The organism is Streptomyces sp. NPDC088794 (assembly GCF_044750545.1).
Taxonomy (GTDB): Bacteria; Actinomycetota; Actinomycetes; order Streptomycetales; family Streptomycetaceae; genus Streptomyces.
The window spans coordinates 197,404-220,895 of sequence record NZ_JBIVKB010000012.1 but is presented as its reverse complement, the minus strand read 5'-3'; the positions used below and the strand labels follow the sequence as shown (position 1 = coordinate 220,895).

Below are 23,492 nucleotides of genomic sequence, written 5' to 3'. Positions count from 1 at the left end.
GGCATGACTGTTTCCCGACGTACGGTCCTGGCCACGGCGGCGGGCGCCGCAGCCGTCTACGCGTCCGCGACACCGGCCGCGGCCGGTGTCAGTGACCGGTTACCGGTATCGACGCTGAGCACGCTGAGCGCGGCGGCCGACTACGCGGTGGCGAAGGTCCGCGCGGTCGCGCCGAATGCGACCGGCTTCCCGGTCGGGACGAAGTTCGAGAAATGGACGTACTCCCAGAACGGCGACTGGGTCGGCGGCTTCTGGCCCGGCACGCTGTGGATGGCCTGGCTGCACAGCGGGGACACCGCCTTCCGCACCTGGGCACTCGCGTCAGCGGCCAGGCTCGCGCCCCGGCAGACCGACACGGGGACGCACGACCTCGGTTTCCTCTTCTACCCGTCATGGGTCACCGCCTGGCGGCTGACGGGTGACGCCAGCTGGCGCACCGGCGCCATCCGTGCGGCCGACTCCCTGATCCAGCGGTACAACTCGAAGGGCCACTTCATCCGGGCCTGGGGCGCACTGAGCGACACGTCCAACGCGGGCCGGGTCATCATCGACACGATGATGAACCTCGACCTGCTGGCCTTCGCGAGCAGGCAGACCGGCGACCCGAAATACCTCAACATCGCGATCGAGCACGCGAAGACGGCGCAGCGCGTCTTCCCCCGCGCCGACGGATCGATCCCGCACGTGTACGACTTCGACCCGACCACCGGCGCGGCCATCGGGCCCAACACCGTGCAGGGCTACAGCCCCACGTCCGCCTGGTCACGCGGACAGGCGTGGGGCATCTACGGATTCACCACCATGTACAGGCGGACCGGCAACACGGAGTTCCTGGCCACCGCACGCAAACTCGCCGACTACGCCGTCGCGGCACTGACCCCCGACAACGTCCCGGTGTGGGACTACCGCGCGCCCCAGGCGCCCAACGACATCAAGGACGCGTCGGCCGGCGCCATCATGGCCTGCGGACTGATCGACCTGGCCACCGCGTCCGGCCGCCCCGCCTACCGCGATGTCGCCCTGCGCCTGCTCACCGCGCTGTCGGAGACCTGCCTCACGAGGAACTCGACCCGAGCCGACGCGGCCGTCGCCCGCTGCACCCGCAACCGTCCCGCCGAGGACGGCATCGAGGTCTCGCTCCCGTACGCCGACTACTACCTCCTCGAAGGCATCCTGCGAGTACTGCGCCCGAACGACGTCGACCGGGCGATCGACCTGTCCACCGTGGCGTGACCTCACCAGGGTCCGACCTGACCTCGACCCGCCGTCTCCGCATGTAGACGCCATCCGTACCCTGGGACATGCACTGCCCGGGCCCGCCGACAGACGGCGGGCCGAGTCGCAACGGCGCGACGTGGGACCGCTCGACCCAGGGAGCAACCGCGTGGACGCCGGCTCCGTACTGCTGCTCGCGCTCGCCGGCGTGGCCTCCGGTCTCGCCGGATCGATCGCCGGTCTCGCCTCGCTGTTCAGCTATCCGGCGCTGCTGGCGGCAGGACTGCCGCCGGTGGCCGCCAACGTGACCAACACCGTCGCGCTGTTCACCAACACCCTTGGTACGGCGGCCGGTTCACGCGAGGAACTACGTGGCCAGGGGCGCCGCCTGCTGCGCCTCTCGCTCCTGGCGGCCACCGGGGGAGCGGTGGGAGCGGCACTGCTCCTGAGCACTCCCTCCTCGGCGTTCGAGCAGGTCGTGCCGTGGCTGATCGCCCTGGGCTCGGTACTGATCCTCGTCCGCGAACCACTGCGCCGACTGGCCGCCCGGCGCGAGAAGGACACCGGCGGCGTGCGCTCCAAACTGCCGCTGGTCTGCGCGGTGTTGCTCGTCGGGCTGTACGGCGGCTACTTCGGCGCCGCGGCCGGCGTCCTGATGCTGGCCGTACTGTCCTTGTCGGCGAACGAACCCCTGCCCGTGACCAACGCCGTGAAGAACATCGTCACCGGCGCCGCCAACGTCACGGCGGCCGTCGCCTACGCCTTCCTCGCCCCTGTCGACTGGACGGCCGCCGTCGCCCTCGGCCTCGGGTGTCTGGTCGGCAGCCGGGTCGGTCCGGTGGTCGTACGGCGCCTTCCCGAGAAGCCGCTGCGCATCGCGATCGCGCTGGCGGGCCTCGGCCTCGCCGTCTCGCTGTGGCTCCGGGCGTAAGGTGCCTGCATGGAACGGATCTTGGTGGTGGGTGTCACCGGCGCGGGGAAGTCGACCCTCGCTCGGGCAGTGGGCGAACGGCTGGGAATTCCGTACCACGAGATGGACGCGCTGTACTTCTCGGGCCCGAACTGGACCGTGAACGACAAGCTGACCGAGGAGATGGCGAGGATCGCCGCCGAACCGCGGTGGATCATCGACTCGATCGGCTATCCCGAGGTCCGTGACCTCCTCTGGGACCGGGCGGACACCGTGCTCTGGCTGGACTACCGCAAGCGCGTGATCATGCCTCGCATCCTGCGCCGCTCCCTTCGGCGCACGATCACGCGCGAGCTGATCTTCAGCGGCAACAGGGAACCCTGGTCAGGCTGGCTGAGCCGAGAGCACCCGGTGCGGTGGGCCTGGTCCCAACACGCTCCTCGGCAGCGGGAGATCACCGACCGCACCGACGACCCGCGCTTCGCCCCCCTCAACACCCTCCGCTTCAACCGCCCGGCCGAGACGGCGACTTGGCTGGCCTCTCTTTGATCTCCGAGGTGAGCGTGGGCTCGGCACGGTGGCTGCCGCGCAGGGCGGAGGCCACGGCGGAGACCAGGGCCATGCCGGCGGCGACGCCGAACACGATCGCCAGACCGTGGTGGAACGGACCGGAGACCAGCCGCGGAAAGAAGGTGTGGCCGGTCAGGACGGCCCGCTGAGCCGCCGACACGTGGTCGAGGGCGCCGTCGGCGGAAAGCAGGTGCTGGATCGGGTTGTTGCCGAGGAACGTGGCGAAGAGCGTGCTCACCGGAGGCAGCGAGGCGGCATGCTCGGCCGCTCCGGCCGGTACACCGTTGGCCTGAAGTCCGCTGCTCAGTGTCGTCGGCAGCCTGGACGCGAGCCCCGAGACCATCAGCGAGAAGAACACACCGATGGACAGGGCCGTACCGGAGTTCTGGAAGGTGGAGCGCATCCCCGAGGCGACGCCCCGGAACTCGGCCGGCACGCTGCCCATGATGGAGGACGTGTTCGGCGCGGAGAACAGGCCCTGGCCAAGGCCGTTGAGCAGCAACAGCGCGGCGAACAGCCCGTAGTCGAAGTCGACGGGCAGGGCGAGCAGCCCGAGGAAGGAGAGTGCGACGACGACCAGCCCCGCCGTGGAGAACAGGCGGGCGCCGAACCGGTCGGACAGATAGCCGGCGACGGGGCCCGCGACGAGGAAGCCGATCGTGAGCGGCAGCATGAAGATGCCGGCCCACAGAGGAGTGTCCTCGAAGTCGTAGCCGTGCAGGGGCAGCCAGATGCCCTGCAACCAGATGATCAGCATGAACTGCAGCCCGCCTCGCGCGATCGAGGTCAGCAGCGCGGCCAGGTTGCCCGCGGTGAACGCCCGGATCCTGAACAGGGCCAGGTTGAACATGGGCTCGGCGACGTGCGTCTCGATGTAGCAGAAGAGCAGCAGCAGGGCGACGCCGCCGAACAGGCCGGTGAGCACCCAGGGGTTGCCCCAGCCGGTGGCGCTGCCGCCGTAGGGCTGGATGCCGTAGGTGATGCCGGCCAGCAGGATGCCGGCGCCCGACGCGAAGGTGAGGTTGCCCAGCCAGTCGACCCGGCCGGGGCGGCCCGCCGAGGTCTCGCGGAGGCTGAGGTAGGACCAGATCGTGCCGGTGATGCTGATCGGGACGCTCACCCAGAACACGGCACGCCAGTCGACGACGGCGAGCAGGCCGCCCGCGAGCAGGCCGAGGAACTGGCCCGCGAGGGCGGTGATCTGGTTGATGCCCAGGGCCATGCCGCGCTGCCGGGCGGGGAAGGCGTCGGTGAGGATGGCGGCCGAGTTGGCGGTGAGCATGGACCCGCCGAAGGCCTGCACGACGCGCCACAGGATCAGCCACATGGCGCCCGCTCCCGCGTGGAACGGGTCCAACGAGAGCGCGACGGAGGCGAACGCGAAGATCAGGAAGCCGAGGTTGTAGATCCGCACCCGGCCGAACATGTCGCCCAGCCGACCCAGTACGACCACCAGCACCGCCGAGACCAGCAGATAGCCCAGGATCATCCACAGCAGATAGCCGATGTTGCCCGGCGCGAGCGGATCGAGGCCGATACCGCGGAAGATCGCGGGCAGCGAGATGATCACGATGGAGGCGTCCATCGTGGCTATCAGCACGCCGAGCGTGGTGTTGGACAGCGCGACCCACTTGTATCCCGGGCCGACCGGAGTGGTCTTGTGGCGGGCCGACCGCGGGGAGCCCAGCCTCGAGGCGCCGCTCACAGTCGCTCCGCCAACAGGTCGAGCAGCGGCAGGGCCGCCGCGAGCGTGGCCCGCTCCTCGGTACTGAACTCGTCGAGGACGGTGCTGAGCCGGTTGATCGACTCGGAGCGCCGCTCGTCCAGCATCGAGCGACCCTCCTCGGTGACCGCCACGATGCTGCGCCGCCCGTCCGCGGGGTCGGGGGAGCGGTGGACCAGCCCGCGCTGTTCGAGGACGGCGAGCGTGCTCGCCATCGCCTGCGGGCGCACGCGCTCCGACTCGGCGAGGGACGTCGGCGAGTCCGGACCGTCGGACGCGAGCCGGGCGAGCACCGACACACCGGACAGGGACACGTCCCCCACGGCATGGGCCTGCCGCAGCCGTCGTCTCACCCGGCCCACCGCGAGCCGTAGATCGGCCGCGAGCCGCGCGGTGTCGTTCGGGTCGAGGGCGTTGCCGCTGTCTGCTTCCGTGTCCGTCTGCACGTTTACTCACACTAGGCTTATCAGCCTGAACTGCTCAATCAATTGTTAGTAAATCCGTCGCCCTGGACGCTGACGTCATGGCCGCGGCTGTCGGAGCCCCGCGACGAGGAGCTCGACCAGTCGGCGCGCGTCGTAGTCGGGATCGCTCTCCGCGCCGATGCAGAGGTTCCCGACCCCGCGCATGAGCTCGTAGGCCTTGAGGTCGGCGCGGATCTCGCCGGCGTCGGACGCGGCTTCGAGGAGGGTGCCGCACACCGGTACGAGGCGGTCGAGGAAGTAGGCGTGCAGTGTGTCGAAGCCGGCGTTGTCGGACTTCAGCGCGGCGGCGAGCCCGTGCTTGGTGACCAGGAAGTCGACGAAGAGGTTGATCCACTGCCCGAGTGCGGCGTGCGGCGACGCGCTGCTCGCCAGCAGGGCCGGGCCCGCCTCGGCGCAGGCGTCGACCTGGTGCCGGTAGACCGCGACGATCAGGTCCGCGCGGGTGGGGAAGTGGCGGTAGATCGTGCCGAGCCCGACTCCGGCCTTCGCCGCGATGTCGCGTACCGGCGCCTCCACGCCCGACGTGACGAAGACCGAGGCCGCCGCGTCGAGCAGGGTCTCCTTGTTGCGCCGGGCGTCCTTCCGCTTGGGCTGGGCTGCCTGTCCCGGGCCCTCGTCGTCGTTCCCCACCGGATCGCTCCTTTCGCCACCGCGCTTGCCAAAGCGGAACACGGTTCCGTATCGTCGTTTCCGGAACGACGTTCCGTTTACTCATGATGCCAGAGCAGGTGTTCCGGCAACCACTCCGCGCATTGTCACCGCGCTCAACCCGCACCGGAGGAACACGTCATGCAGTACCGCACCTTGGGCCGCACCGGCATCCAGGTCAGCACACTCGCGCTCGGCGCGATGAACTTCGGCCGGATCGGGCGCACCACCCAGGACGAGGCCACCGCCGTCGTCGACGCCGCCCTGGAGGCGGGGATCAACCTCATCGACACCGCCGACATGTACGGCCGGGGCGAGTCCGAGGAGATGGTCGGCAAGGCCGTCGCCGGCCGCCGCGACGACATCGTGCTCGCGACGAAGGCGGGCATGCCGATGGGGGAGGAGCGCAACCAACAGGGCAGCTCCCGGCGGTGGTTGGTCACCGCACTGGACAACAGCCTGCGCCGCCTGGGCGTCGACCACGTCGACCTCTACCAGATCCACCGCTGGGACCCGAACACCGGCGACGAGGAGACCCTGTCCACCCTGACCGACCTGCAACGCGCGGGAAAGATCCGCTACTTCGGGTCCTCGACCTTCCCCGCCTACCGCATCGTCCAGGCGCAATGGGCCGCCCGTGACGGCCACTTGAACCGCTATGTCACCGAACAGCCCGGCTACTCGATCCTCCAGCGCGGTGTCGAGACCCACGTCCTGCCGGTGACCGAGGAGTACGGGCTCGGCGTACTGGTCTGGAGCCCGCTGGCCTCGGGCTGGCTGTCGGGCGCGATCCGCGCGGGCCGGGAGGTCACCACCAGCCGCTCGACCTTCATGCCGCAACGCTTCGACACCACCGTCCCCGCCAACCGCGCCAAGCTCGACGCCGTCGAGCGGCTCGCCAAGGTGGCCGACGAGGCGGGCCTCACGATGATCCAGCTCGCACTCGGATTCGTCACCGCCCACCCGGCCGTCACCACCGCGCTCATCGGCCCCCGCACCCTCGACCACCTGCACTCACAACTCGCCGCCGCCGACACCGTGCTCTCCGCGGACGTCCTCGACGCCATCGACTCGATCGTCGCCCCCGGTCTCGACCTGGCCCCGCACGAGAAGTCCGACACCCCGCCCGCACTGCTCGACCCGGCACTGCGGCGCCGCTGACCGCCCGAGAGGACCGACGACCCATGCCACCCACACCTCGCCCCCGCTTCGGCATCATGACCGCCCCGCAACAGGTCGACTACCACGACGTCCTGCGGGTCTGGCGCGAGGCGGACACCATCCCGGAGATCGAGCACGCCTGGCTGTTCGACCACCTCATGCCGATCGGCGGCGACCCGGACGGACCGGCCTACGAGGGCTGGACCCTGCTCTCCGCCCTGGCCGCCCAGACCCGACGCCTACGGCTCGGCGTGATGGTGACCAGCAACCGATTCCGGCCGCCCGCGCTGCTGGCCAAGATCGCCACCACCGTCGACATCGTCTCCGAAGGACGCCTCGACTTCGGCATCGGTGTCGGCTCACGGCCCGACCACCCACTGGCGCGACGCGAGTACGAGGCCCACGGGCTGCCGTTCCACGACTCCGCGCACGCCGTGGGGAGCCTCGCCGAAGCCTGCACGGTGATCCGGCGACTGTGGACCGAGGACAAGCCCTTCGACTTCCACGGCACGTACCACCACCTCACCGGTGCCTTCGGCAGCCCCAAACCCGTCCAGCGCCCCCACCCGCCGATCCTCATCGGCGGCCGCTCGTCCGCGACCCTGCGCGTGGTCGCCGAACACGCCGACCTGTGGAACATCCCGGGCGGCGACATAGAAGACGTGATCAGTCGCAGCGCGCTGCTGGACCGCTACTGCGCCGAGATCGGCCGCGACCCCGCCACGATCACCCGCTCCATCCACCTGCCGGTCTCCTATGACCACCCCGGCGTCACCCGCGCGGCGATCGGCCTGGCGATCGACGCCGGCTTCCACCACATCGTCCTGGGGGTGCCGACGCCGTACCCCGCGCAGGTCGTCCGGTGGGTGGCCGACGAGCTCATTCACCAGGTGCTTCCGTCGACACGGTGACCGGCGTCCAAGGGAGCTCGCCACGGCGTCCGGGTGCCTGTCCGTCCGGGGTTCGGCCGCTGAACTGCTCGGCCGCGTCTCGGGGGACCCGCTGGACGCGGCGCTCCACGAGCTGTCGGGGCGAGTCCTGGCCGACGGCTGTCCTCAAGTGGCGAGGTTCGAGACCGAGTCGGCGGATCCGTTCGACCCCGACCTGCCGTCCGCGGGAAGCGTCGAGGGTCTCGTACGCCGGGTCGATCCCGCCACGGACGAGGCCTTCGCCCTGGCCCCGGCATCGCTCGCGCACGGGGGCGCCGTCACCCTCGCGCTCACCGGCGACCGCGCCCGCCCCGAACGGGTCGGCTCGGCCCTGGCCGTCACCCGCGACACCGTCCGAGGCACTCCGGCGCGGAGAAGCGGGACCGTGAGTGCCCGTACGGAGAACGCTGCGGTCGGGAGGCCACTTGGGGCTGCGGGCCGCGGCATCGGCCACGGCCCACAGTTCGCCGGTCGGAAATCCCCAGCGAGAACCCTCTCGATGGTGCGTTCCGCGCACGCGGAGGGGCGGTCGGTCAGCCGGTGGGGCTCGGAAGGTGGGAGGGCGCGCACTCCAGGTCGGCGTGCCGGCCGGGCGTGCGGGAGGGCAGAGCACCGGTGGTCAGGTAGGCGGCGATCGCCGTGTCCACACAGGAGTTGGTGCCGGGTGTCCCGCCGTTGGTGGTGCCGCCCGGCACGCTGACGAGCGCCGAGTGCGGGAAGCGTGCGCGTACTTCGAGGCTGCCCTCGAACGGTGTGGCCGCGTCGAGGGTCTCCGCGACCAGCAGTGCGCTGCCGACCGCCCTACCGGTGACACGAACCGGCTTGCCCGCGGAAGCACCCCAGGTGCGGCAGGGCGCGTTGAACCACGTGTTGCCCCATGTCGTCATCGGTGCGACGGCGGCGGACGCTTCCGTGTCGGCCTTCCAGCGCGCGTAGTCCGTCGGCCAGGGAGCGTCCGTGCACACCTCGGCGAGCAGCGCGGCGTAGGTGTTGTCGTTGCCGAACTGCATGAGCTGGTCGAACAGGGCCTTCAGCGTGGCGCCGTCGCCCTGGTGCACCCAGCCGGAGAACGCGCTGCCCAGCAGGGGCCAACTCGCCTGGAAGTAGGGGGCCACCAGGAAGATGTCGGCCCATTCGTCGGGGCCTATCACTCCGGCGGCGGGCGTCCGGGTGACCGAGGCGAGTTGGGTGTCCCACTCCTGTGTGACCGCCTGGCGGGTCGCACCGAGGTGGTAGACGTCGTCGTGTGCGGCGAGCCAGTCGAACCAGAGCAGCGTGTTCTCCTCCAACTGGGCGTTCTGGTCGAAGTTCGCCGCGTCGTACCAGACGCGGCGGGGGTCGACGTTGCTGTCGAGGACCATGCGGCGGACGCGCTGCGGATGGAGGGTGGCGTAGACCTGAGCGACGTAAGTGCCGTACGAGTGGGCGTAGATGGTGAGCTGCTCGGCACCGAGCGCGGTGCGGATGGTCTCCATGTCCGCCGCCGTGTCGGTCGCCTTCATGTGGTCGAGCAGCGCCGACTGTTCAGGTGTGTCGCAGGCCCGGGCATAGCCTTCGGTCCGGTCGAGCCAGGCCTGTTCCTCAGCGGCCGTCGCGGGCTCGTAGGCCGGTCGGTCGTAGGAGAAGTACCCGCTCTCGCACGACAGCGCGGGCGCGCTCGGGGCGAGGCCCCGGCGGGCGAAACCGACCCAGTCGTACGCGCCCGCGGCGGTCGCGGGCAGGCGCGTGCTCTGGAGCGGATCGCTGTAGCCCGAACCGCCGAGCGGATTGGGGGCGGCCAGTACGACTCCCTGGTAGCGGTCCGCGGGCACGGTGTGCCGGATCCTGGACAGCGCCAGGGTGATCTTCGTTCCGGCCGGATGTGCGTGGTCCAGTGGCACCTGGAGCTCGGCGCATTCGGCGCCGGCTTGGACGAGGGCGGGGTCGGTGCAGTCCGTCCAGGTGACAGCGGCCACGGGAGGTGAGGAGGCTGCGGACGACGGGGCTGCCACCGGAAGGGGCAGCAGAAGGAAGGCGCCTGTGATGGCGCCCACCAGGGACCGTCTCATGTGACTGTCTCCATGCTGTGTGGGGGTTCAGAGCTACCAGAGGTCACAACTCTCCCCGTCACCAAGGGAGTTCCCGGGCGGAACTACGCGCCGGCGTCGGGTGCGATGCCGTGCATGACCAGGTCGGTGAGGACGTCGACGGCCATGGCGACGTTCTCCGGCGAGGTGCGGAGCTGGGCGTAGCAGAAGGACTCGAGCATGCACACCACCGCCTGCGCGGTCATGGTGTTGTCGTCCCGCGGGCCGCGCATCTGCTCGATGTGGTCGGCCCACATCGCCACGTGGTGACTGTGCAGGTTCTCCCAGGTGCGGGCGAATCCTTCGTCGGCCTGGGCGGCCTGGAAGATGCCCGTCATCTCGGCGAGGTGCAGGCGACTGTTCTCCCAGTACGCCTCCACAGGTGCGCGGACGTCGTCACGCGTCGAGAACCGGTGGTCGGGGCCGAGGGTTCCGTGCGCGCGATCGCGATGCGAGGCCAGGAAGTCCTCCGCCAGCGACCGCATCAGGTCGTCCTTGTCGGTGAAGTACCGGTAGAAGGAGCCCGCCGCCTTGCCGGCCTCCTTGGTGATGTCGGTGATCTTCGTCTGCGCGTACCCCTGGCGGAGGATGAGCCGTCGCGCCGCAGCCTTCAACTCGGCCTCCGTGCGCTGCGACTTGGCGGTCTGCACCGTGTCCACTCCCTGAAGTCCTGCGGCTGGTCCCGCGACCAGTTTGACAGATCAACCGCCAGGAGTGAAACTGAATTCAGATTCATTTCCTTGTCTGTCCGTTCCATGCCCGCTGCCACCTCGTACGGGAGATCCCAGACCATGCCCCTCACCGACTCGTCGGACGCACCGGTCGCTCCGGCCCGGGACGCCGGTCCTGCCACGCCCTCGCGTCCGTGGTGGGCCGTGGCCGTCATCGCGCTGGCGCAGCTCATGGTCGTACTCGACTCGACGATCATGAACATCGCGCTGCCGTCCGCCCAGCGGGCGCTCGACTTCTCGGACGGCCAGCGCCAATGGATCGTGACGGCCTACGCACTCGCCTTCGGCAGCCTGCTCCTCCTGGGTGGCCGGCTGGCCGACCTCTTCGGTCGGCGCCGGATGTTCGTCACCGGGATCGTCGGGTTCGCCCTGGCCTCCGCGCTCGGCGGCGCGGCGCCCGGCTTCGCCTCGCTCGTCACCGCGCGTGCCCTGCAAGGCCTCTTCGCCGCGCTCCTCGCGCCGGCCGCGCTGTCCTTGCTCACCACGACCTTCACCCGGCCCAAGGAGCGCGCGAAGGCCTTCGGCATCTACGGAGCCGTGGCCGGATCGGGAGGCGGCATCGGGCTGCTGTTGGGGGGAGTGCTCACGGGATACCTGTCGTGGCGATGGACCATGTACGTCAATGTGGCCATCGCGGGTGTGGCCCTCGTCGGCGCGCTCCTGATGCTGCCCCGCTCGTCCCGCACGAGTAGGCCGAGCTTCGATGTGCCGGGCACACTCCTGGCCTCGTCGGGCCTGTTCGCGGTCGTCTACGGATTGTCCGACGCGGAGACATATGGGTGGACCTCACTCAGGTGCTGGGCTCTGCTGCTCGTCGGTCTCGCTCTGTTGGGCGTCTTCACGTGGTGGCAGAACAAGACCGCACAACCCCTCCTACCCCTGCGTGTTCTTCGCGATCGGCTCCGCGGGGGTGCCTTCGTGTCCATCCTGCTCGTGGGCGCGGGGATGTTCGCGATCTTCCTCTTCTTGACTTACTTCCTTCAGGACATCCAAGGCTATTCACCGGTCCGCACCGGGTTCGCCCTGCTGCCCATGACCCTGGGCATCATGGCGGCCGGCCAGATCTCCACGATCAAGTTGGTGCCGAAGCTTGGTCCCCGAGCTGTCCTGACCGGCGGATTCGTCCTGGCGGCACTCGCCATGGTGTGGCTCACCCGCATCGGCCTGACCACCGACTACGCCACCGATGTGCTGCCACCGCTTGTGGTGGCCGGCCTGGGGCTGGGCTGTGTCCTGCCGCCCGCCATGAGCTTGGGCACCTACGGTGTGGCGGCGCCGGACGCCGGAGTGGCTTCGGCGACGGTCAACACCATGCAGCAGATCGGCGGTTCGATCGGCACGGCGCTTCTCAACACGATCGCGGCGACCGCGACGGCGACTTTCCTCGCGACCCACAACACCTCGGATCGCACGGTGGATGCGCAGGCCTCCATCCACGGCTACGTCACCGCGTACTGGTGGGCGGCGGGTGTTTTCGCGCTCGGCGCGTTGGCGGCGGCCGTGTTGTTGCCGCGACGTCACACCGGCGACCGGTCGTAGGCGGGCATCCGGCCGTCCGATGATCTACCCTCTGCCGGGGCTGCTGAACAGGGGGATTGGCGATGGGCATGAACTTCGACATGGGTGACGAGACGCTGTGGGAGCCGTCCAACGGCGCCGGACGCCTCTTCCTGCGACAGGTCGAGGTCTTCGAGGCAGAACTCAAGTTGCCCTCGGGAATCGGCCAAGGCAAGCACTGGGGCGACCCGGACACACTTGAGGTCGACCCGGCCGCGTACGCGGAGTTCGTACGCGGCCTGGTCACCTGGCACTGCCGAACCGGACACACCGTGATCCTCGCCCTCTCCGAGGGCTTCGTGGCGACGGCGCTCGCGCTGGCGCGGCGGGCGGACATCGAGGTCCCGATGCCCGAGACGGTCTCCGGCGATGTGAGCGGCGGCGTCCGGCATGACATCCAGGCCCCCGGAAATCCCCAGGGCACGACGGCCGCGGTCGTCGACGCACTGGAGACACGGGCGCGGGAGATGGACCACTGGATGGCCCGCTGAGCCGGTACAACGGTCAGTCCTGCCAGTCCAGTTGTGGTTCCGGGATCCCGATGGAGCGTGCGTAAGCCTGTGCCTGTCGTCGGCCCTCGGCCTGCTTGCGTGGGTAGCGGAAGATCCTTTCGGCGAAGACCACGAAGGCCTCCGTGGCGGTGTTGTAGTTGACGTACCAGCCGCCGGTCGGGGCCAGGCAGGCGGCCAACTGCTCCGCGAGACGGGTGGCGTCGGTCTCCTCGGCGGCGACAACTGACCTTGCGGGCCGCTCAGTTCAGGATGAAGGTCCCCAGTTGTCCTCGCTCGGCGTTGCCGCACCCGGTGATGTCAGTGGGAGGTTGATGAACGACGCCGCTTCTGGGGAGCGTTCGATCGTGTAGAGGCCGCCGGTCAGGTTGGTGAGTTGTTGTGGGGTGGGGGCGACCTGGAGGTGGTAGTTGGCGGGGGGCTGGCTGTTGATGGTGACTTGGATTCTGTAGCCAGCCGGGATCTTTGCGAAGCGGGACAGGAGGGAGATGTCGTACCTGGTCGTCTGTCCGGGTGTCACGGGTTGTTGCGAGGCCTGGGTGAAGGGGTGACTGGGCTCGAGGAGTGTCTTGTTCTTGCCGTACAGGCTGTCCTTGGCGTCCGTCGCGCGTTGACTGCCCAGGAGTATTCCGTCGGCCTGCTTGGTCACCGTGCCGTCCGGCGCGACGATGTTGAGTGTGGCCGTCAACTCGGTCTCGACCGTCGTCGACTTGGCGTAGAGGGTGACATCGGTCGGCCCGTTGAGCAGGGCCGCCTTGGTGAGCGGAGCTGTCGTGTAGGTCAGGGTGTTTGACGCGGTCGGTGTGGCCCAGGGGAGGCTGTCACTACCCTTGGATCCTGGCTTGGTAGCCGTCAACGAACCATTGCCGAGGTAGTAGGTCCGGGCGTCCAGCGACAGCGGCCACGCGGCGCTGTCGACCCAGGTGTCCGCGCCGTTCTCGAACAGGTGCAGGGGAGTTGACGTGGAAGCCATGCCGGTGGGCGCGTTCTTGAGCCAGGTGTCGAACCACTCGAGGCGAATGGCCTGGAGTGACTCCTCGTTGACGTGTTCGCCGTGGGTCCAGGGCCCGACGATCGCCTGATACCGGCCGGTGACGGGCTCGTCCGGCGAGATGGGTGTGCTCAACGGCCGGTGGTAGTAGGCGTTCTGGCTCGCCACATAGGCGTCGAGGTTCCCGCCCGGGAAGATGTCGCGCCACCCGGCCTCGCTGAGCGCCGGGATGTTGTTCTTCACGATCTGCGGGACGAGTTGTTTCTGGACGCTCCGCGCCTGCCAGTACGCGTCGTTGTACGAGCGCGAACCGCCCGTGGCCTGCTGGGCGATCGTCACGGCCTGCGGGTCGGCCGCCGGATCGTCCTCGGGACCTCGGGGTTCGGCCCGGGCGATACCGGCGACGAACGTGGTGGGAATGCCGCCGGACGCCGTGAGGTCGTTGTAGAAGTCCGAGTCGGTGCAGAACGGCGCGATGGCTTTGAGAGCGGAGTGCTTGCCCACGGCCGCCGCGGTGAACCACTGGTTCACCCCGAGGTAGGAGCAACCCTCAAGACCCACCTTGCCGTTGGAACCCGCCAGACTGCGGGCCGCCCAGTCGACCAGGTTGGCCCCGTCACGGCCCTGCCGGTCGCCGAACCAGTCCACCTGCCCACCGGAGTCACCCGTGCCCCGGACCGCCGAGGCCACGAAGATGTATCCCCGCTGCACGAAGTAGGTTCCGCTGTCGGTGGGGTCGGAACGCACCGAGCCATAGGGATTCTGTGTCAGCAGTACCGGGAACGGGCCGGCCGCTCGCTCACCGGTACTCGGGTCGGTCGGATGGACGACCTCCACGGAGATCTTCACGCCGTCGTCCATGGCGACGGTCGTGTGCACGGGCTGGCTCGCCGTGTAGGTGGCAGCCGGCGGCTGCCAGGTCGAGGCCGCGGCCGGCCTGCTGGTGGTTGCCGTCTGACCTGCAACTACGAGGACGAGCGCTGCTGAACTGCTGGCCAGTACCGCGATCGGGCGAGTCGCTCTGCTGCGGCGCCCGGTCCTGGATTTCGGCATGCGGGTTCCTTGAGGTCGGTGGTGCTCTCCGTTGTGCGCGGGGGAACAAGGCCCTGTTCGGTCGGCTCGAGTGAGGGGTGGTGGTGCGCCGACGACGGCCGCTCGCCAGGATCCTGGACGACCGAATGTTCGGTAGTGTCAGGAGGGTTGTGGGGCACTGTCAAGGGCTTGCGCAAGCCGGGAAGTAGGCGTGGGTCCAGGTGCTCCGGGGTGACGGTCGACCTGTGTCAGGAAGTTGTGTCCGAGGGCTTCCCGCGCCGCAGTAACCGGAGATAGGTTCTCCAATTGAGTCGTCTCGCGCCCAGTACGTTGCCCCCCGCGCACTGCTTCGTACCGAGAGGAGAACGTCGTGGCCGTACCCGGACCAGGACGTGAACTCAGCTGTTCTCGTGGATCACCTTGAGGGCATGTTCGCGCGCCGGTGCGCTCAGGAGGCCGTTCAGTTCGGCGAAGAGGGCGCCCGCGGTCACCCCGTTCCATCCCGATGGCAGCAGGGACAGCGGCAGGCCCGGGTCGCGGTAGGGCAGTCGCCGCCACTGGGTCAGCATCGGGATGTACGTCCGGAATGCCTCCGGCGGTGTGGTGCCACCGGCCGGGGCGCCCTCACGGACCGGGTCGTAGCGCCGTAGGAAGTCGGCGTAGAGCTCGGTGAGTTCGTCCAGGTCCCACCAGGTGCGGACCTTCGATCGCAGGTCCCCGAACGCGAAGTGGTCGCCGGTGAAGATGTCGACGTACGCGGCGAGGCCCCGACGCTCCAGGGTTCGCCGGGTCTCCACCGCGAGGTTGCCCGGTGCGACCCATACCCCCGGTGCCGCGGTGCCGAGGCCCAGGCGGGTCAGGCTGCTGCGGAGGTCGTGTCGCTTCTCGCGCTCGGACTCGGGCACGGAGAAGACGACCACGAGCCAGCCGTCCTCGGCGGTCGCCCGGGCACGCTCGAAGATCCGTACGTCTCCCTCGGCGAGTGCCTCCAGGGTCGAGTCGGCGAGGGAGTAGCCCGCCGCGCCCTCGTGCGGCTGACTCCGCAGCACCTCGCGGCGCTTCAGGCGGGAGACGGCCGAGCGTACGGCGGGGCCCTCGAATCCGAGGTCTGCCATGAGTTTCACGACCGATGCCACGGAGAGCCAGTTGTGCTCGCCTCGGGCGTAGAGGCCGAAGATCGTGGTGATGAGCGGGCCCAGGCGGGTGTCACGTCCGCCGGCGGACTGTGGTTCCGCCGTCATGGCGACACGCTCCTCTGTGCTCCCGGCGGTTAAGCAACGGCGGCCGGATCGTCGTTCGGCGGGCAGTTTATCGCCCTGTTGTCGATCGACGTCCCGCTCGTCACCCTCGGCGCGGGCACTGACCTCGACGAACGCCGGCCCAGGTGAAGGGGCCGGTCACGTCAGGCGGGTACGCGTCACCGTGTTGCGCAGCTCGCCGAGCCCGTCGACCCGGGTGACGACCACGTCGCCGGCGCCCAGGAAGATCTGCGGATCGCGCGCGCTGCCGATCCCGCTCGGGGTGCCGGTGAGGATCACGTCGCCCGCGCGCAGGGTCATGCCGCGGCTCAGCTCCGCGATGATCTGGGCGAAGGAGAACGCCATGTCGCTGCTGGAGGCGTTCTGCAGCAGGCGCCCGTTCACCTCGCACTGCACCCGCAGTCCCGCAGGGTCGGTGATCTCGTCGGCCGTGGTGAGCCATGGGCCGAGCGGCATCGTGGCGTCGATGCTCTTGCCCTTGAGCCACTGGCCGCCGTGCGCGCGCTGGAGGTCGCGCTGGGACACGTCGTTGGCGACGAGGTAGCCGAAGACGTGCTCCAGGGCCTTCTCCTCGGGGATCGACCGGCCGTCGCGGCCGATGACGAGGGCGATCTCGGCCTCGTAGTCCCACTTGGCGGACAGATCGGGATCGTAGGAGATGTCGTCGGTGGGGCCGATGACGGTGTCCGGGCCCTTGGTGAAGAAGGTCGGGTGCTCGGGGCGGGTGACGGGGTCCTGGCCCTCGCGCTTGCCCTTCGACTCCTCGAAGTGGTCCCAGTAGTTCCAGCCGGTGCACAGGATGTCGCGGTTGAAGCGGTGCAGCGGCGACTCCAGGCGGGCGCCGGAGAGCGGGATCGTGTCGGCGTCGGCGAGAGCGGCCCGGGCTGTGTCGAGGGCGGTCGGGCCGCCGCGGACGATGTCGTCGACCGTGCCCACCGACGGGGGCAGCAGGGCGATGACCTGCGTGGCCTCCTGCACGGCGCCGGTCCGGCGGACGCCGTCGACGGTGAGGGACGCGAGTTTCATGCCGGTCGGCCTTTCGGTTCTCGGGCGTAGGGGGTGCCTGTCGCTACGTAGGTCTGTGGTCGCCTGCGCGGCCGTACTCCGCTCCCGTGCCGGCTACGAGCCCGGCGTCACGAGCCGCTCGTCCGGGATGACCGCCACGCCGACGATCTCGATCATGGCCTCGGGCTGCCACAGGGCCGTGCAGCCGATCCCCGCCATGGCCGGGTAGACGGCGCCGGCGAGCTCGCGCCAGACCTTGCCGATCTCCTTGCCGTGGGCCTGGTAGTCGGGGATGTCCGTGAGGTAGATGGTGATGCTGACCAGGTCTTTCGGCTCCCCGCCCGCCTCGCGGAGCGTGGTGAGCACATTGCCGAACGCCTGCCGGAACTGGGCGACGATCCCGCCCGGCACGATCTTCATCTCCGCGTCCAGAGCGGTCTGTCCGCCCAGGTGGAGCGTGTTTCCCGCGAGGGTCCCGTGCGAGTAGCCGCTGGGAGCGGGGAGGGAGTCCGGGTTCACGGCGACGGGCGTCATTGGGTCTCCAGGTCGAGTCGGGGTGGAAACGGGTCCACTCGGCGTCTGGTATTGACTTTAATTGACGACAGTGAAAAATACGAGATACCGGCGTCGACGTCTCGACCCACTCGCACGACGCATTCGTACGACCCGCTCGCTCGTCCCACGGCACAGGCGCCCTCCTCGCCACCGAACGGAGCCGACCACCATGGAGCCCGACCTCAGCAAGTACCGCCTCGAAGGCGACAACTCGATGTACCGACTGCCCAGCGGCCTCGTCGCACCCGTGGTCACGCGCGGCGGCCTGGAGGACGGGGGCACCGCCGACTCGGGCGGGGCCGTCCGCGTCTCGGGCGTCAGCATCCAGCACACCCCGGCCACCAAGCTGTGGTTCGGCAAGGTCAGCAACGAACCCGGCTACCGCTCGGTCTCCCACCACCACGGCGAGGCCGAGACCGGCGGCTACGTCCTGTCGGGCCGGGCCCGCATCTACTTCGGCGAGAAGTTCGAGGACTACGTCGACATGGAGGAGGGCGACTGGGTCTTCGTGCCGCCCTTCATGCCCCACGTCGAGTGCAACCTCTCGCGCAGCAAGCCACTGACGTGGATGACGACCCGGACCCCGGAGAACATCGTCGTCAACCTCCCCGACATCGCCGACTCCGAACTCCGCGACTGGCTGAACCGATGACGGCCGAGACCTCCCCGACCTCCAAGGTCTTCACCGACGCGGTCGCCCTGACCGCCACCGCGCCCGAGCACTTCGACCTCGCCTTCACCGCCGTCACCCAGCCCTGCCCCTGGCCCAAGGCCTACGGCGGCGACCTCGTCGCGCAGGCCGCGGCGGCCGCGATGCGATCGGTGACCGACGGCAAGTCGCTGCACTCGATGCACAGTTACTTCCTGCGCCCCGCCGACATCGGGGCGAGCGTGCGCTACGAGGTGGAGCTGCTGCGCGACGGCCGCGGTTACAGCACCCGTCAGGTACGCGGCTACCAGAACGGCAAACTCCTCTACGTCTGCCTGGCCAACTTCGCCGCGGGTGAGCCCGGCGGCACCTTCGAGGCCGAGTTCACGGACGACGTTCCAGCCCCCGAGGAACTCCCCACCTCCGCCGAGTACTTGGCGGACCTCGACGGCGGCACGATGACCGAGGAGTCCAAGGCCTACTGGTCCACCGGCCGCGGCTTCGACATGCGGCACGTACCCGGACCCGTCTACCTCACCGTCGAGGGCAAGCAGGTCCCGCACCAGGCGGTCTGGCTCCGGCCGTTCGACCCGCTGCGCCCGGTCGACGGACTCACCGACGCCCAAAGGGACTTGGCCGCACTCGCCTACGTCTGCGACTACACGATCCTCGAACCCGTCCTGCGGGTCCTCGGCCTGGCCTGGGCCATGCCCGGGCTGATCACCGCCAGCCTCGACCACGCCATGTGGTTCCACCGCCCGGGACCGGTGGACGGCTGGCTCCTCTACGTCCAGGAAGCCGCCGCCGCCGACGCGGGCCGAGGCCTGGGCACGGGCCGCTTCTACACCCGCGATCACCGTCACCTGGCCACAGTCGCCCAGGAGGGCATGCTCCGTTCCGCCTGACCCCGTCGGCCCGCCGACGGATTCCCGGAAGGACCCTTCCGATGTCTCGCCCTTCCTCTCCCTCCTCCTTTCCCCCTTCTTCTCCCGCCGCCCTCTCACCCTCCGCGCACGTGGACGGTTTCACGCGCGACCACCTGCCGCCCGCACACCTGTGGCCGACCATCGAGTTCACGACGCCGGAGCTGAACTACCCGGACCGACTCAACGCCGCCACCGAACTGATCGACATCCCCGCCGCCAGGTTCGGCCCCGACCGGCCGGCCCTGTGCACACCGGCGGGGGAGACGTGGACGTACGGCGAACTGCTCACGCGCGCCAACCAGGTGGCGCAGGTGCTGACCGAGGACCTCGGACTGGTGCCGGGCGGGCGCGTTTTGCTGCGCTCGCCGAACACGCCCTGGACGGTGGCCTCCTGGCTCGGCGTGCTCAAGGCCGGCGGGGTCGTGGTGACCACCATGGCCGCCCTGCGCGCCCGTGAGGTGGCGCCGGTCGTCGAGCGGACCCGGCCCTCCATCGCGCTGGTCGACCACCGGTTCGCCGAGGACATGCACACTGTCCGCGACACCGCGTGGCCGTCGCTGACCGTCGTCGAGTACGGCGGCGGCGCCCCCGAGGACCTCGTGGCGCGCGCCGCGGCCAAGTCGGGCGAGTTCACCAACGTGGAGACCGCCGCCGACGACGTGGCACTCCTCGGACCGACCTCGGGCAGCACCGGCGTACCGAAGATCACCATGCACTTCCACCGCGACATCCTGTCCATCGACAACACCTTCGGCCGCCACGCCCTGCGGCTGACCCCGGAGGACACGGTCGCCTGCACGGCTCCGCTGGCGTTCACCTTCGGCCTCGGCATGCTCGTCGTCTTTCCGCTGCGGGCCGGCGCCTGCGCCTTGCTGACCGAGACGGCCACGCCGACTCAACTGGCGGATCTCGTCGAGCGGTTGGGCGTCACCGTGCTCGCGACGGCGCCCACGGCGTACCGGGCGATCGTGCGCGCGGGACAGGCGCGCCAACTCGTCGGACTGCGGGTCGCGGTGTCGGCGGGCGAACACATTCCGCGCACCACGTGGGAGCAACTGCGGGACGGCGCAGGGCTGGAGGTCATCGACGGCATCGGCGCCACCGAACTCCTGCACATCTTCATCACCGCCGTCGGCGACGAGATACGCCCCGGTGCAACGGGCAGGCCGCTGCCGGGATACCGGGCCACCGTGCTCGGGCCCGACGGCGAGGAACTCGGCCCGGGTGAGCCGGGACGGCTGGGTGTCATCGGGCCGGTCGGCTGCCGCTACCTCGACGACGAACGGCAGAGGGACTACGTCGTGGCGGGCTGGAACACCACCGGCGACATCTTCCACCGGGACGAGGACGGCTACTTCTTCTACCACGCCCGCGGCGACAACATGATCATCTCCTCGGGCTACAACATAGGCGGACCCGAGGTGGAGGCCGCCGTCGACACCCACCCCGACGTGCAGGAGTGCGCGGTCGTCGGCCGCCCCGACAAGGAGCGTGGCTCGGTGGTGTGCGCCTTCGTCGTCCTGCGGGACGGCGTGCGCGGTGACGCGGCCAAGGCCAAGGAGATCCAGGACCACGTCAAACAGGTCATCGCGCCCTACAAGTACCCACGCGACGTCCGCTTCTGCGACGCCCTGCCGCGCAACGTCAGCGGCAAACTCCAGCACTTCGCGCTCCGCAGGATCATCGAGAATGAGCTGGCCGCCGCGCCCGCCGTCGAGCAGGGAGAGGTAGCTCCGTGAAAATCGCGATCGTCGGCGGAGGTCCCGGTGGGCTCTACTTCGCCGCTCTGATGAAGCAGTTGGACGCGACCCACGAGGTCACCGTGTGGGAGCGCAACGCCCCCGACGACACCTTCGGATTCGGTGTGGTGTTCTCCGACGAGACCCTCGGCGGCATCGAGAACGCCGACACCGAGTTCGCCGAGGCGATGGCCAGCCGGTTCGCCCGGTGGACGGACATCGACATCCACTACCGCGGCGAGAGCCACACGATCGGCGGCCAGGGCTTCGCGGCCATGAGCCGCAAGGAACTGCTCCACCTGCTCCAGGAGCGCTGCCGCGCCCTCGGCGTCGACGTGCGCTTCTCGACCATCGCCCCCGGCATCGCGGAACTCCGCGCCTCGCACGACCTGGTGGTGGGAGCCGACGGGGTCAACTCCCGTATCCGGCAGGAGCATGCGGACGTCTTCCGGCCCACCTTGGACCGGCGGCACAGCAAGTACATGTGGCTGGGCACGGACCGGGTGTTCGAGGCGTTCCAGTTCTTCATCAAGGAGACCGAGTGGGGGACCATGCAGGTCCACGGCTATCCCTACTCCGACTCCGGCTCCACCTTCATCGTCGAGATGCATGAGGACGTCTGGCGCCGCGCAGGCTTCGACGCCACCGAGGGAACCGAGTTCAAGCCGGGCACCTCCGACGAGCAGGCCGTCGACCGCATCCGGGGCCTGTTCGCCGAGGAACTCGCCGGCCACCAGGTGTTCGCCAACAACTCCAAGTGGCTCAACTTCACCACCGTACGCAACGAACGCTGGCACCACGGCAGCCTGGTCCTCATTGGCGACGCCGCGCACACCGCGCACTTCTCCATCGGCTCGGGCACCAAGCTGGCGATGGAAGACGCGCTCGCGCTCGCCGCCTGTCTGCACGAACACCTCGACGCGGAAACGGCGTTGACCGCCTACGAGACCGAGCGGCGGCCGGTCGTCGAGTCCACCCAGCGGGCCGCGCAGGCGTCACTCGAGTGGTTCGAGAACATCGGCATGTACGGCCGGCAGGAGCCGACCCAGTTCTGCTTCAACCTGCTGACCCGCTCCCGTCGCATCACCTACGACAACCTGCGCACCCGGGACCAGGAGTTCGCCGACCGCGTCGACGCCGCCTTCGCCAAGTCGCAAGGGCTCGGCGGTAGTTCACCGGCGATGTTCCAGCCGTTCCGGCTGGGCCAGCTGGAGCTGAAGAACCGGGTCGTCGTGTCACCCATGGACATGTACTCCGCCGTCGACGGCGTCCCCGGCGACTTCCATCTCGTGCACCTCGGCTCCAAGGCGATGGGCGGTGCCGGACTGGTCATGACGGAGATGGTCTGCGTCTCGCCCGAGGGTCGTATCACGCCCGGCTGCACGGGTCTGTGGAACGACGAGCAGCGCGATTCGTGGGCGCGGATCGTGTCCTTCGCCCACGAGCGGAGCACCGCCCGCATCGGCCTCCAGATCGGCCACTCGGGTCGCAAGGGCTCCACGAGACTGATGTGGGAGGGCATGGACGACCCGTTGCCGGAGGGCAACTGGGAGACGGTCGGCCCCTCGTCGGTCGCGTACGGCCCCGGCTGCCACGTACCTCGCGAACTCACCCGCGAGGACATGGACGGCATCGTCGCCGACTTCGTCGCGGCCGCCCGCCGGGGCGCCGAGGCCGGCTTCGACCTCATCGAACTCCACTGCGCGCACGGCTACTTGCTCTCCTCCTTCCTCTCCCCGATCGCCAACCACCGCACCGACGAACACGGCGGCTCGCTGGAGAACCGGCTGCGCTTCCCGTTGGAGGTCTTCGACGCCGTCCGCGAGGCATGGCCCGCCGAGCGGCCGATGATCGTGCGTATCTCCGCCACCGACTGGATGCCGGACGGCAACACCGAACACGACGCCGTCGAGATCGCCCGCGCCTTCATCGCGCACGGGGCGGACGGCATCGACGTCTCCTCCGGCCAGGTCACCAAGGACGAGACCCCGGCGTTCGGCCGCTCCTACCAGACGCCGTTCGCGGACCGGATCCGGCACGAGATCGCCGCCGCGACCGGCACCGCGGTCATCGCCGTCGGCGCCATCGCCTCGTACGACGACGTCAACTCGATCCTGCTGGCGGGCCGGGCCGACCTGTGCGCCGTAGGGCGGACTCACCTCTACGACCCGCACTGGACCCTCCATGCGGCGGCCGAGCAGGACTACCAGGGTGAGGCGGCCCAGTGGCCGGTGCAGTTCGGGGCCGGCCGCCGCAAGCCACCGAGCGCCCGCACCGACGCCGTACGCCCGCGTCTCTCGCTGCTGCGGGCCGACGACTCCGCCCAGGACATCCATCTGCGCTGGACCCCCTCGCATGCACCGGCCTCCGTCTGACGAGGAGGTGGACGGCGCCGGCGTCCTCGCCCGTGCCGTCCACCGAGGTCGGGTGGAGTGGATGGACACCGACGCGGCAGGGCACCACCACAACACGGCCGTCGTGCGGTTCGTCGAGGCGGCCGAGGCGATGTTGATGCGGGAGCACGGCGTCGACGGCTACTTCGGGGCCGCGCCGCGGGTCCGATACGAGGTCGACTTCGCGTCGCCCCTGTGGTTCGGGCAGGAGGTCACGTCGACTGTCGTGGTCGAACGCGTCGGCAGGTCGTCGCTCACCTTCCGCTTCGAGGTCTGGGGCGAGGAGTTCGAGCAGCGACCACGACGGCTGGCGGCCTCGGGCCGGTATGTCACGGTGCATGTCCCACCGGGTGCTCGCGAGAGCGCACCGTGGCCCTCCGAGTGGGTGGCCAGGCTGCGAGGCGAGACGGTGGGCCATGGTGCGGATGGTGGGTGACGG

The 23,492-nt window shown here is 69.6% G+C and carries 23 protein-coding genes; 12 read left to right on the top strand and 11 right to left on the bottom strand.

The features are described 5' to 3' along the window. The first annotated feature begins 3 nt into the window (after positions 1 to 3). The 3 genes from ACIP6U_RS30795 (at position 4) to ACIP6U_RS30785 (ending at position 2,674) form a co-directional block, all read left to right on the top strand. On the top strand, positions 4 to 1,233 hold the full coding sequence (locus tag ACIP6U_RS30795; protein WP_401724481.1) for a glycoside hydrolase family 88 protein: 1,230 nt from the start codon (positions 4 to 6) through the stop codon (positions 1,231 to 1,233). Positions 1,234 to 1,384: 151 nt separating this feature from the next. Next, the gene (locus ACIP6U_RS30790) at positions 1,385 to 2,146 is read left to right on the top strand and encodes a sulfite exporter TauE/SafE family protein (RefSeq protein ID WP_401724478.1); all 762 of its coding nucleotides are present in this window, start codon (positions 1,385 to 1,387) and stop codon (positions 2,144 to 2,146) included. Between the two features lie 9 nt (positions 2,147 to 2,155). Further along, entirely contained in the window at positions 2,156 to 2,674 is a 519-nt protein-coding gene (locus ACIP6U_RS30785; protein ID WP_401724475.1) for an AAA family ATPase, read from the top strand. Here the strand turns inward: ACIP6U_RS30785 and ACIP6U_RS30780 are convergent. The 3 genes from ACIP6U_RS30780 to ACIP6U_RS30770 all read right to left on the bottom strand — a co-directional run bounded on the left by ACIP6U_RS30780 (position 2,631) and on the right by ACIP6U_RS30770 (position 5,533). Beyond that, the gene (locus ACIP6U_RS30780) at positions 2,631 to 4,280 is read right to left on the bottom strand and encodes an MFS transporter (protein WP_401724815.1); all 1,650 of its coding nucleotides are present in this window, start codon (positions 4,278 to 4,280) and stop codon (positions 2,631 to 2,633) included. The two genes, ACIP6U_RS30785 and ACIP6U_RS30780, sit on opposite strands and share 44 nt — an antisense overlap. A 116-nt stretch (positions 4,281 to 4,396) precedes the next feature. Next, complete coding sequence (locus ACIP6U_RS30775) at positions 4,397 to 4,864, bottom strand: MarR family winged helix-turn-helix transcriptional regulator (RefSeq protein ID WP_401724473.1); 468 nt, start codon at positions 4,862 to 4,864, stop codon at positions 4,397 to 4,399. Positions 4,865 to 4,939: 75 nt separating this feature from the next. Further along, positions 4,940 to 5,533: a TetR/AcrR family transcriptional regulator gene (locus ACIP6U_RS30770; protein WP_401724471.1), complete on the bottom strand. Its 594-nt coding sequence runs from the start codon at positions 5,531 to 5,533 to the stop codon at positions 4,940 to 4,942. 159 nt (positions 5,534 to 5,692) lie between these two features. On the opposite strand from ACIP6U_RS30770, the gene ACIP6U_RS30765 reads away from it, so the two are divergent. Beyond that, positions 5,693 to 6,712, top strand: a complete 1,020-nt coding sequence (locus tag ACIP6U_RS30765) for an aldo/keto reductase (protein ID WP_401724469.1) — start codon at positions 5,693 to 5,695, stop codon at positions 6,710 to 6,712. A 23-nt stretch (positions 6,713 to 6,735) separates the two neighbouring features. Further along, on the top strand, positions 6,736 to 7,623 hold the full coding sequence (locus tag ACIP6U_RS30760) for an LLM class flavin-dependent oxidoreductase (protein WP_401724466.1): 888 nt from the start codon (positions 6,736 to 6,738) through the stop codon (positions 7,621 to 7,623). Here the strand turns inward: ACIP6U_RS30760 and ACIP6U_RS30755 are convergent. From ACIP6U_RS30755 to ACIP6U_RS30745, 3 genes are all read right to left on the bottom strand, one after another. After that, the gene (locus ACIP6U_RS30755; protein ID WP_401724464.1) at positions 7,592 to 8,095 is read right to left on the bottom strand and encodes a hypothetical protein; all 504 of its coding nucleotides are present in this window, start codon (positions 8,093 to 8,095) and stop codon (positions 7,592 to 7,594) included. The two genes, ACIP6U_RS30760 and ACIP6U_RS30755, sit on opposite strands and share 32 nt — an antisense overlap. A 79-nt stretch (positions 8,096 to 8,174) precedes the next feature. After that, positions 8,175 to 9,689: an alpha/beta fold hydrolase gene (locus ACIP6U_RS30750; RefSeq protein WP_401724462.1), complete on the bottom strand. Its 1,515-nt coding sequence runs from the start codon at positions 9,687 to 9,689 to the stop codon at positions 8,175 to 8,177. An 83-nt stretch (positions 9,690 to 9,772) separates the two neighbouring features. Continuing rightward, positions 9,773 to 10,357 carry a TetR/AcrR family transcriptional regulator gene (locus ACIP6U_RS30745; RefSeq protein WP_401724460.1) on the bottom strand — a complete coding sequence of 195 codons (585 nt, stop codon included), beginning with the start codon at positions 10,355 to 10,357 and terminating at the stop codon, positions 9,773 to 9,775. Positions 10,358 to 10,498: 141 nt separating this feature from the next. Between ACIP6U_RS30745 and ACIP6U_RS30740 the strand changes: the two genes are divergently transcribed. Both ACIP6U_RS30740 and ACIP6U_RS30735 read left to right on the top strand, forming a co-directional pair. Further along, positions 10,499 to 11,977 carry an MFS transporter gene (locus ACIP6U_RS30740; protein WP_401724458.1) on the top strand — a complete coding sequence of 493 codons (1,479 nt, stop codon included), beginning with the start codon at positions 10,499 to 10,501 and terminating at the stop codon, positions 11,975 to 11,977. 68 nt (positions 11,978 to 12,045) lie between these two features. Then, on the top strand, positions 12,046 to 12,486 hold the full coding sequence (locus tag ACIP6U_RS30735) for a DUF6086 family protein (protein WP_401724456.1): 441 nt from the start codon (positions 12,046 to 12,048) through the stop codon (positions 12,484 to 12,486). A gap of 13 nt (positions 12,487 to 12,499) precedes the next feature. Here the strand turns inward: ACIP6U_RS30735 and ACIP6U_RS30730 are convergent, their stop codons facing one another. From ACIP6U_RS30730 to ACIP6U_RS30710, 5 genes are all read right to left on the bottom strand, one after another. Continuing rightward, positions 12,500 to 12,685: a hypothetical protein gene (locus ACIP6U_RS30730; RefSeq protein WP_401724453.1), complete on the bottom strand. Its 186-nt coding sequence runs from the start codon at positions 12,683 to 12,685 to the stop codon at positions 12,500 to 12,502. A gap of 66 nt (positions 12,686 to 12,751) precedes the next feature. Further along, the gene (locus tag ACIP6U_RS30725; RefSeq protein ID WP_401724451.1) at positions 12,752 to 14,548 is read right to left on the bottom strand and encodes a CocE/NonD family hydrolase; all 1,797 of its coding nucleotides are present in this window, start codon (positions 14,546 to 14,548) and stop codon (positions 12,752 to 12,754) included. Between the two features lie 377 nt (positions 14,549 to 14,925). Beyond that, positions 14,926 to 15,768 (bottom strand): PaaX family transcriptional regulator C-terminal domain-containing protein, encoded by an 843-nt coding sequence (locus tag ACIP6U_RS30720; RefSeq protein ID WP_401724448.1) that lies wholly within the window; start codon positions 15,766 to 15,768, stop codon positions 14,926 to 14,928. A 156-nt stretch (positions 15,769 to 15,924) separates the two neighbouring features. Continuing rightward, positions 15,925 to 16,812, bottom strand: coding sequence for a fumarylacetoacetate hydrolase family protein (locus ACIP6U_RS30715; protein ID WP_401724445.1), 888 nt, complete (start codon positions 16,810 to 16,812; stop codon positions 15,925 to 15,927). Between the two features lie 93 nt (positions 16,813 to 16,905). Continuing rightward, on the bottom strand, positions 16,906 to 17,325 hold the full coding sequence (locus ACIP6U_RS30710) for a RidA family protein (RefSeq protein WP_401724442.1): 420 nt from the start codon (positions 17,323 to 17,325) through the stop codon (positions 16,906 to 16,908). Between the two features lie 190 nt (positions 17,326 to 17,515). Here ACIP6U_RS30710 and ACIP6U_RS30705 point away from each other — a divergent pair, with 190 nt between their 5' ends. Genes ACIP6U_RS30705 through ACIP6U_RS30685 form a run of 5 tightly spaced genes read left to right on the top strand, consistent with a single transcriptional unit; the run spans position 17,516 to position 23,489 of the window. Next, positions 17,516 to 17,998 carry a cupin domain-containing protein gene (locus ACIP6U_RS30705; protein ID WP_401724439.1) on the top strand — a complete coding sequence of 161 codons (483 nt, stop codon included), beginning with the start codon at positions 17,516 to 17,518 and terminating at the stop codon, positions 17,996 to 17,998. Beyond that, entirely contained in the window at positions 17,995 to 18,900 is a 906-nt protein-coding gene (locus ACIP6U_RS30700; RefSeq protein WP_401724436.1) for an acyl-CoA thioesterase, read from the top strand. The genes ACIP6U_RS30705 and ACIP6U_RS30700 overlap by 4 nt, the downstream gene beginning before the upstream one ends. A 41-nt stretch (positions 18,901 to 18,941) precedes the next feature. Next, complete coding sequence (locus ACIP6U_RS30695; protein WP_401724433.1) at positions 18,942 to 20,660, top strand: AMP-binding protein; 1,719 nt, start codon at positions 18,942 to 18,944, stop codon at positions 20,658 to 20,660. Beyond that, entirely contained in the window at positions 20,657 to 23,035 is a 2,379-nt protein-coding gene (locus tag ACIP6U_RS30690) for a bifunctional salicylyl-CoA 5-hydroxylase/oxidoreductase (protein ID WP_401724430.1), read from the top strand. Before ACIP6U_RS30695 ends, ACIP6U_RS30690 begins: the two co-directional genes overlap by 4 nt. Then, on the top strand, positions 23,016 to 23,489 hold the full coding sequence (locus ACIP6U_RS30685) for an acyl-CoA thioesterase (RefSeq protein ID WP_401724427.1): 474 nt from the start codon (positions 23,016 to 23,018) through the stop codon (positions 23,487 to 23,489). The genes ACIP6U_RS30690 and ACIP6U_RS30685 overlap by 20 nt, the downstream gene beginning before the upstream one ends. Positions 23,490 to 23,492 lie beyond the last annotated feature (3 nt).

What these genes read in the sequence shown, in the direction of transcription:
- ACIP6U_RS30795 (WP_401724481.1), top strand. Translation starts at nt 4, where the DNA reads ATGACTGTTTCCCGACGTACGGTCCTGGCCACGGCGGCGGGCGCCGCA.
- ACIP6U_RS30785 (WP_401724475.1), top strand. Translation starts at nt 2,156, where the DNA reads ATGGAACGGATCTTGGTGGTGGGTGTCACCGGCGCGGGGAAGTCGACC.
- ACIP6U_RS30780 (WP_401724815.1), bottom strand. Translation starts at nt 4,280, where the DNA reads ATGGACGCCTCCATCGTGATCATCTCGCTGCCCGCGATCTTCCGCGGT.
- ACIP6U_RS30765 (WP_401724469.1), top strand. Translation starts at nt 5,693, where the DNA reads ATGCAGTACCGCACCTTGGGCCGCACCGGCATCCAGGTCAGCACACTC.
- ACIP6U_RS30760 (WP_401724466.1), top strand. Translation starts at nt 6,736, where the DNA reads ATGCCACCCACACCTCGCCCCCGCTTCGGCATCATGACCGCCCCGCAA.
- ACIP6U_RS30750 (WP_401724462.1), bottom strand. Translation starts at nt 9,689, where the DNA reads ATGAGACGGTCCCTGGTGGGCGCCATCACAGGCGCCTTCCTTCTGCTG.
- ACIP6U_RS30740 (WP_401724458.1), top strand. Translation starts at nt 10,499, where the DNA reads ATGCCCCTCACCGACTCGTCGGACGCACCGGTCGCTCCGGCCCGGGAC.
- ACIP6U_RS30735 (WP_401724456.1), top strand. Translation starts at nt 12,046, where the DNA reads ATGAACTTCGACATGGGTGACGAGACGCTGTGGGAGCCGTCCAACGGC.
- ACIP6U_RS30725 (WP_401724451.1), bottom strand. Translation starts at nt 14,548, where the DNA reads ATGCCGAAATCCAGGACCGGGCGCCGCAGCAGAGCGACTCGCCCGATC.
- ACIP6U_RS30720 (WP_401724448.1), bottom strand. Translation starts at nt 15,768, where the DNA reads ATGACGGCGGAACCACAGTCCGCCGGCGGACGTGACACCCGCCTGGGC.
- ACIP6U_RS30715 (WP_401724445.1), bottom strand. Translation starts at nt 16,812, where the DNA reads ATGAAACTCGCGTCCCTCACCGTCGACGGCGTCCGCCGGACCGGCGCC.
- ACIP6U_RS30710 (WP_401724442.1), bottom strand. Translation starts at nt 17,325, where the DNA reads ATGACGCCCGTCGCCGTGAACCCGGACTCCCTCCCCGCTCCCAGCGGC.
- ACIP6U_RS30705 (WP_401724439.1), top strand. Translation starts at nt 17,516, where the DNA reads ATGGAGCCCGACCTCAGCAAGTACCGCCTCGAAGGCGACAACTCGATG.
- ACIP6U_RS30700 (WP_401724436.1), top strand. Translation starts at nt 17,995, where the DNA reads ATGACGGCCGAGACCTCCCCGACCTCCAAGGTCTTCACCGACGCGGTC.
- ACIP6U_RS30695 (WP_401724433.1), top strand. Translation starts at nt 18,942, where the DNA reads ATGTCTCGCCCTTCCTCTCCCTCCTCCTTTCCCCCTTCTTCTCCCGCC.
- ACIP6U_RS30685 (WP_401724427.1), top strand. Translation starts at nt 23,016, where the DNA reads ATGCACCGGCCTCCGTCTGACGAGGAGGTGGACGGCGCCGGCGTCCTC.